Origin of the sequence: Exiguobacterium sp. s141, assembly GCF_018618085.1 — a bacterium.
Taxonomy (GTDB): Bacteria; Bacillota; Bacilli; order Exiguobacteriales; family Exiguobacteriaceae; genus Exiguobacterium; species Exiguobacterium mexicanum_A.
In genome coordinates this window covers 51,617-58,466 of the sequence record NZ_JACSLJ010000007.1, presented here as the reverse complement: position 1 = coordinate 58,466, position 6,850 = coordinate 51,617, and the positions used below count along the sequence as shown (strand labels likewise).

Below are 6,850 nucleotides of genomic sequence, written 5' to 3'. Positions count from 1 at the left end.
GGACCGGATGGACATCCCGAGCTCCAGATAGGTCTCTATTTTCACGCGTTCGGCTGTGGTAAGATGGGTGTAGCTCATAGCGATTCCTCCGTCTGAATGTTTGTGTGGTAACTTCATTCTACACGAGGCCGTCGCTATGGGCTTTTTTGCGTTCACGTTCAGGTGTTGCACTTAATTTTATAATTCATCATATAAAGATTAGGATAGAGATTTGGAAAAGCTCAGATCCATAAACTCTATGCTTTTTCAAGCGAGATATTATGGGATATATTTGTGAATTCCAATATAATTTAGTCTGTTATGTTAGATTTTCTCCACAATATCGAGATACTTACAGATGTTTAATTTCATTCTGATAAAACAATGATATGGAATCTCTGCCAATTTGTTTTGAACGATAAAGAGCTTCGTCAGCCTTACTGATTAGTTGCTCTTTTTCTACTAGATTTGCAGAAGTAGAATGGGCAATTCCGATACTAATTGTTATTGTATCTGCAACCGTTGAAGTTTTATGTTGGATTTTTAATTTATGAATGACATCATTCATATCTTTAGCTATATCAACGGCTTCTTCAACGGATTTCCCATCTAATAAAGCAAAGAATTCTTCTCCGCCATACCTTGCAAAGAATCCTCCAACCATATCCAATCTATTTTTCAATGATTGAGCGACTAATTTTAGTACCTCATCACCTTTTTGATGACCATATGTATCATTAAAAAGCTTAAAACAATCTATATCGATCATAAATACCGTAATTGGTTTCAATAAATCCTTGTTCATCTCCCAAACCTCTTCATAATTTTGGTTGAGTGACCGTCTATTCGGAACATTTGTTAGAGTATCAATGTTTGAAAGAATTTCGAGCTTCTGATTCAGTTGTTTTAGTTCATTTTGTGATCGCTCCAGTTGAGAAGTTCTTATTTGCACTTTTTCCTCAAGGGTGTTATTTAGTTCTCCTAAACGAATAGACAAGGTTTCAACTTTTTGAAAGGTAGATGCATATTTAATAGCAAGAACGATAGACTGAGCAAAGACAAAGATATATAATCCAACACTTGTAAAATCACCTGTATGAATCCATTCATTGTAATAAAGGATATCATTTAAGGCTGTACCAGTAAAAATGACGGTTGAGATCAATAAAACCTTTACACCTGGAACATTTCGCTTCCACGCTTTGGTCAATTCAAAAAGTACATACAACATCATCGCTGTCATGATCAGTTGATAAAAGTTAATCGTATACGAAAAAACTTTAGCAGGTGTAAATAAGACAAATAAAGAATAAAGTAAACTTATAAAAAAGGACATTTGTAAAATGGATTTTTTTATATAGTTAAGAAACATTGCATTAAGAAACAATAAAAATACTGGAAACGCGATTGAAATCGTCCAATATTCGATTTTTCTGTGCCATTCCCAAGAGAAATTAGGGAGTAGATCGGTTAAAACTACCTCGCCGACTATCAGCGAGCGAAGAGCAATTAGTAAACAAAGAATCCCAAAATAGAGAGCAGCTCGATCTGTTCTACGTAGAATATAAATAACAAAATGGTAAAATCCGAAAATAGTTAAACCACCAATAATAAACATTTCTTTAAGCATTCGTTTCTCAGCCATACTTATTAATTCTTCTGCATTTCCGAATAAAAACTCTCCCCAAATTCCACCGTTTCGTGCAGAGTAATTGGAAACCTGTAAAACTAGATCAAATTCTGGCTTATCTAAATCAAGAGTGATGACTTGTGGATTATAGGTTGGACGTTCATCTTTTGAGCTCATACCAATTTCACCAATTTGACTCACTAATTTCCCATTGATCCATAGTTTCGATGCATTCGAAATAAGCGGTACATAAAGGCCCTTATGAGTTGATAAGCTCTCTTCATTTACTTTTATTTTAAGTGTATATGTGGCATGTCCCTCACCTGGTAATGTCTCATTGTTCATTTCAGAACCCATCCACCTATGAGGAAATGAAACAAAAGTTGAGGGATTATCCGGTACTTTTTCTGGTTTGAGGAATTTGTTCCAATATAAACCCCACTCCCCACTCATCTCTATATAATTGTGCTCTTCAAAATTTATATCACGTAAATCAAGTACCCCATTTTTTGCTGTTATCTCATTACCATGAACTGCAAAACTAACAGTTGGAGCAACTGTCAAACAAGTAAACACCATCAGAAACAATAATAAAAGGAATTTTTTAATTCTTTCCATACTTATCTCTCCACTCGTCTTTTGGTGCGATTATTCTTTAGACGTCAAAAACAAAGTATAAATATACAGTAAGTACATATATTTTAAACAAAACAAACGAAATGGACTTCATATAACAAAGAAATAAAGAAAACATGGCAAAAATAGATAGTTTTCAATTGATGAATAAATTGAAGTGTTAAGAATTCTTTTTGAACAGTCTCTTTAATTATACTTATTCTACAACTATATTGAAACCTAAGTGTTTATTAATTCAAATCGGCTCATCACCATAAGGTGTGGTTGACGCATAAAATCCATCAGATTTTGAATTGAACATAGAAAAAAAGCGACGAGTAATATCGTCGCTTTTTAGTCTGTCTGTTTCCGGTTATACATCACAATACTTCCAACGAACACGACAAGTGCCCAAGCCGACAGAACCGCAAGCTCCACCCATGTAGAGCCAAGTCCTGCTCCCGCCTCGATTTGATGCGCGAGGTCGATCAAGACGATGTTCGGCAAGTACTCGAGGAGACCGATGATGGAGAAGCGGTCCTCGTATACCAACAGCATCGGTGAGAACGAGAAGAAGAAAAACGCCGGCATGACGATGAGTGAGGCTTCCATGACCGTCTTCGTCATCAATCCGAGAATCGTTCCAATCCCGATATAAAAGAACGTCGAGACGATGAGTGCGAGTGAGATGACGAAAAGGTTCGCCGGGCTGTATCCCATGATAAAGGCACACGCCGCGATGAGGATGAGCGTCGTCACGAACGTGAGCGCGCTCTTTCCGAGTAAGATGTCGAGCGTGCTCGCTGGCGACAACATCAGTCCACGGAGCGTGTTCTTTTCTTTCTCTTCGGCGATCAAAGCACACTGGACGAACGTCGCAACGAGGCTGAACGTGATATTGATGACGAAGTACGTTACGTCGATGCCTTCGCCGCCGAGCTGTGAATAGAAGACAGCGAAGAACAGCGGCATAATCAACGTCGACGAGACGAATAAGTTCCGCGACAAGTCTTTATAGTCTTTCTGGAAAATGGCGAGTGCTCGTTTCATTGAAAATGTCATGATAGTTTCCTCCCCGTCACTTCGATAAAGATATCCCCGAGCGTCGGCTCATTCGAATGGATGGCCGCGATATTTTGGTCGCGCATCTGAGCATGGAGCCAGTCGGCCCCGTCTTTTCCTTGATTCAATTCAACCATCTCCCCGTCATGCAGTTCGACGCGCATGGAGCCATTCGCATATTTCCGGCGTAATCGTTTCGGGGCGTCGAGGAGTTGAATTTCCCCTTGATGTAAGAAAGCGACGCGGTCGCACAGTTCCTCGGCCTCGTTCATATCGTGCGTCGTCAAGAAGATGGTCGTCCCTTTTGCCTTCAAGCGTTCGATGCCTTTATAGATGTGGCGCGAGTTGACCGGGTCGAGCGCGGACGTCGGTTCATCTAAAAATAACAGTTCCGGTTCATGTAACAACGCCCGGGCCAGTGTCACTCGTTGCAGCATCCCGCGCGATAAAGCGGAGATGCGTTTTTTGCGTTCCCCGGCCAAGTTCACCATCTGGAGCACGTCATCGATACGTGTGCGTGGCTCGTCGTACAGGTCGCAATAGAGCTGCAAGTTCTCTTCAATCGAGAGACGCGTGTACAGTCCGCTGTTATCGGTCAACACACCGATCCGCTTCCGATACTGTTCTTGTTTCAACTCCGAGACCGGCACGCCGAACACGGTTGCGTCACCTGATGTTTGAGCGAGTTGGGAAGTTAAGATTTTGATGGTCGTCGTCTTCCCAGATCCACTCGGTCCAAGAAAGCCGAACACTTCTCCCTTGCCGACAGAAAACGTCACGTCGCGTAACGCCTCTTCATTGCCGAATAGCTTTTTTAATCCGTGCACTTGAATGATTGAGTCCATTCTCGTTCCTCCTCGTCGATGTCGTCTTGCTTGCTTACATCATATCGAGGGGAAGCGATGGGCGCATTAGAATGGCGACAAATGGCGCTTTTCGAGGAGCGAGTGGAGCAAATATAACGGTGAATGGATCCTATTTCAGCCCGATCATCGTCTTCAATTCAGCCATTTTCGTCTTCGAGAGCGGGATGGTCGTCTTCGCCGAATCATCGAGTACGAGGCTGAAACTGTTCTTCGTATAGGTGATGACTTCCCGCACTCGTTGAAGGTTGACGATATATGACCGGTGACAGCGGAAGAAGCCGTATGGGGTCAAACGTGTCTCGAGTTCGTTCATCGTGAAGACGCTCGGGAACTGTTCGGACTGACTGTGCAATACGGATTGTCCGTCCTGACTTTCGATGTAGTCGATTTCCGGCGGGTCAAGCAAGACGATTTTCTCGTTCACTTTCGTCGGAATTTTCTCGAAGCGGACGTGCATGACGTCAGGCGTGATATCTTCGTTCGCATCCGGTTCATCCGGTTCCACGTCGAGCAGGCGCAAGTGTCGGTGGTCAATCCGATAGACGGTCGACGTGACGAACAGGGCGCTCTCCATGTTGCTCGTCAGAAGCAGGATGGTTTTTTGTTGCTGTTTCAGTTGCATTAAGACGGTCGCGAACAAGTGCCGCGTCTCTTGGTCGACGTTTTGATCCGGTTCTTCAAGCACATAGATATCCCGGTTATGTAAGAGCAGGGCCGCGTATTGGACGCGCCGAACGAGAGACAAGCTGAGCCGGTTTAATCGTTTGTTCCGGTATGGGGTGAGTTGAACGGTTTGCAGGACTGTATCCAGCGATTCCGTCGATTCGTAGAGCGTGTGCGTGAAACGCAAATATTCCTCGACCGTCAACCGGTCATATAACCCGTCACGTATGGAGAAGACCGAAAGCGTGCAATTTTGTGTATCGATAGTCCCGGAGTAGTTCGCGTGCGCGTCCGTCAATAATGCGAACAATATTTCCCGGGAAGTGACGCCGCAGTGGATAGCTGCGATTTCACCTGGATTGATGGTGAACGAGATATGTTCAAGGATGAGCGTGTCCTGTTGGCGAACAGAGACGTTGTTGAAAGTAAGCACCGAATCCCTCCCTTTTTAGTGGGATTATAACATTTTAAAAGAAGGTCTTAAGAGGAAAATTATTACTCATAAAAGTTACATCTTTTGGTAAAATTGAAAGGTATAGTTTTATGATGAGGTGGTGAATCAATCATATGGTCGAAAAATACGAGCGACTCCAGACACAAGTGTTTGAGCTTCAAGTAGAAGTAGAGATGCTCCAAACGTTGTTACGCAAAATGATTAATCAGGATGGGGCGTTACATCATAACATCGAAAGTGAACTGGAATACGTCTTTCTCACACAAGAGTTGCCAGTCGAAAAACGTTTCGAGGTTTCTTTTTATTTAACGCGACTGCAAAAAGAATATCAATTCGAGAAAACAATTCCCGATTTTTTGTCTTTCCACGAAGGACTAAAGGAAAGATTAGGAGTAGATGAATTGTCGATGAGGGTGTCAAAGCGATTGATTCAAGAACATATCGATCGAGGTATTTTTTCAGTGGGGAAAGAAATTTTAACAACGATGAAATGAGGCTGTATCAAACATGAACGAAATACAACGATTGATAAAAAAATTGATTGAATTCCGTGACGAGCGTGATTGGGCGTTCCACCATAACCCGAAAGACTTGGCGCTATCGCTATCGCTCGAGGCGAGCGAACTGTTGGAGTTGTTCCAATGGGTGTCGAGTGAAGAAGCGCTCGAGACGAAACACGTCGAGATGAAAGAAGAGCTCGCGGATGTCCTCATCTACGCGTTGACGTTCGCCCATGCGGCAGGAATCGATGTGTCGCAGGCGATTGAAGAGAAGCTCGAGAAAAATGCGGTGAAGTATCCGAGTCCGAACGCCTAAGTTGTAATCGACCGATTAACCCTGACCATTATTTTCACTACTTCTTGATGTGAAATCGGATAAAGTGGTGAAAGAATAAGTCTGGAGAGGGTTAATGAATATGGGCATCTATTATACGTATCAGCATGAAGACGCTTGGAAAGTAGCATTGGAGCGAGGGTATCTACAAGGTGATCCTCACTACGCCATGTTCAATGACGAAGGATTCGAATTTTTCAAACCGGCTTATGACTGGATGGTCGAACAATATGAGCAACGAATTGGAATTCCGCTAAACGGAAACTATCCGGTTTGGTGTCGGGACGAGTTTCCCGACTTAGGCACCGGAAAAGGGATTGGATCGGGGAATAAAGGTGTGGTGTTGACGGTTGAATTACCGGATGATCAAGTGTTGGCTTCGGAAATTTCATTTTGGGATTTTGTTCTACACAACTCTACTTTATTTGATACAGCCGAAGCATTCGACACCGAGGAAGAACCCACTCCAGCGTATACGCGAAAGTCTTGGGAGAAACTCTTTGACCAGAAGTGGTGCGAAAAGATTGCAGTCAATCGGTCGATAGCGGCACCTAGCTATCAATACGTGATTCATCGCATCGAGTTGCATCACGTCCGGGCCGTCATGCCGTTTCAAGACTTGAGTGACAGTTGGGTGGACCGGATTCGAGGATTGGGATGGCGTCTCGGCTATCGACTTGGTTTGAAGAAATCGATACCGTTCCAGTGGCGAGACCAAACTGGGTTGAAAGAAATTAGTTGAACAAA

General features: G+C 43.2%; 7 protein-coding genes. 3 read left to right on the top strand and 4 right to left on the bottom strand.

The features are described 5' to 3' along the window. Positions 1-331: 331 nt before the first annotated feature. From KNP74_RS13380 to KNP74_RS15120, 4 genes are all read right to left on the bottom strand, one after another. The gene (locus KNP74_RS13380) at positions 332-2,227 is read right to left on the bottom strand and encodes a sensor domain-containing diguanylate cyclase (protein ID WP_214764558.1); all 1,896 of its coding nucleotides are present in this window, start codon (positions 2,225-2,227) and stop codon (positions 332-334) included. A 351-nt stretch (positions 2,228-2,578) separates the two neighbouring features. Further along, the gene (locus KNP74_RS13375; protein WP_128123920.1) at positions 2,579-3,286 is read right to left on the bottom strand and encodes an ABC transporter permease; all 708 of its coding nucleotides are present in this window, start codon (positions 3,284-3,286) and stop codon (positions 2,579-2,581) included. Next, positions 3,283-4,131, bottom strand: coding sequence for an ABC transporter ATP-binding protein (locus KNP74_RS13370; RefSeq protein ID WP_214764557.1), 849 nt, complete (start codon positions 4,129-4,131; stop codon positions 3,283-3,285). Before KNP74_RS13370 ends, KNP74_RS13375 begins: the two co-directional genes overlap by 4 nt. Before the next feature lie 130 nt (positions 4,132-4,261). Next, positions 4,262-5,248 (bottom strand): LytTR family transcriptional regulator DNA-binding domain-containing protein, encoded by a 987-nt coding sequence (locus KNP74_RS15120; RefSeq protein WP_214764556.1) that lies wholly within the window; start codon positions 5,246-5,248, stop codon positions 4,262-4,264. Between the two features lie 134 nt (positions 5,249-5,382). On the opposite strand from KNP74_RS15120, the gene KNP74_RS13360 reads away from it, so the two are divergent. From KNP74_RS13360 to KNP74_RS13350, 3 genes are all read left to right on the top strand, one after another. Beyond that, positions 5,383-5,763 carry a hypothetical protein gene (locus tag KNP74_RS13360; protein ID WP_214764554.1) on the top strand — a complete coding sequence of 127 codons (381 nt, stop codon included), beginning with the start codon at positions 5,383-5,385 and terminating at the stop codon, positions 5,761-5,763. Positions 5,764-5,776: 13 nt separating this feature from the next. Beyond that, positions 5,777-6,085: a nucleotide pyrophosphohydrolase gene (locus tag KNP74_RS13355; protein WP_214764553.1), complete on the top strand. Its 309-nt coding sequence runs from the start codon at positions 5,777-5,779 to the stop codon at positions 6,083-6,085. 94 nt (positions 6,086-6,179) lie between these two features. Then, positions 6,180-6,845, top strand: a complete 666-nt coding sequence (locus KNP74_RS13350) for a DUF3841 domain-containing protein (protein WP_214764552.1) — start codon at positions 6,180-6,182, stop codon at positions 6,843-6,845. Positions 6,846-6,850: the final 5 nt, after the last annotated feature.

Excerpts from the sequence above, each read along its gene's own strand:
- KNP74_RS13350 (WP_214764552.1), top strand. The coding sequence starts at position 6,180 with ATGAATATGGGCATCTATTATACGTATCAGCATGAAGACGCTTGGAAA.
- KNP74_RS13355 (WP_214764553.1), top strand. The coding sequence starts at position 5,777 with ATGAACGAAATACAACGATTGATAAAAAAATTGATTGAATTCCGTGAC.
- KNP74_RS13375 (WP_128123920.1), bottom strand. The coding sequence starts at position 3,286 with ATGACATTTTCAATGAAACGAGCACTCGCCATTTTCCAGAAAGACTAT.
- KNP74_RS13370 (WP_214764557.1), bottom strand. The coding sequence starts at position 4,131 with ATGGACTCAATCATTCAAGTGCACGGATTAAAAAAGCTATTCGGCAAT.
- KNP74_RS13380 (WP_214764558.1), bottom strand. The coding sequence starts at position 2,227 with ATGGAAAGAATTAAAAAATTCCTTTTATTATTGTTTCTGATGGTGTTT.
- KNP74_RS13360 (WP_214764554.1), top strand. The coding sequence starts at position 5,383 with ATGGTCGAAAAATACGAGCGACTCCAGACACAAGTGTTTGAGCTTCAA.